At 59.9% G+C, this 207-nt stretch carries 1 pseudogene; it reads left to right on the top strand.

The window, feature by feature from the left end:
• Nucleotides 1–207 (top strand): annotated as a pseudogene (locus AF337_RS20410) (SulP family inorganic anion transporter); the annotation flags it as partial.

Here is a 207-nt window from a genome sequence, read left to right as displayed (position 1 = left end):
ATGGTATGTTGGCCGGCATCGGCATTTTGATCATCCTCGGGCAGGTCCATGTTCTGATGGGCTCAAAGCCGGCGGCGGGAGGCATCGAGAATGTCACCGCCTTCAACGAGAGCGTCGGCAGACTATCGGGCGCCAGCGTGACCAACGAGGCCGTCGCACTACTGGTTGGTCTCATCGCTCTCCTCGCGATGGTCTGCTGGGAGAAAT

Origin of the sequence: Rhizobium ecuadorense (genome assembly GCF_001187535.1) — a bacterium.
In the GTDB taxonomy this organism is placed as follows: domain Bacteria; phylum Pseudomonadota; class Alphaproteobacteria; order Rhizobiales; family Rhizobiaceae; genus Rhizobium; species Rhizobium ecuadorense.
This window is presented reverse-complemented; position numbering and strand designations above follow the sequence as displayed.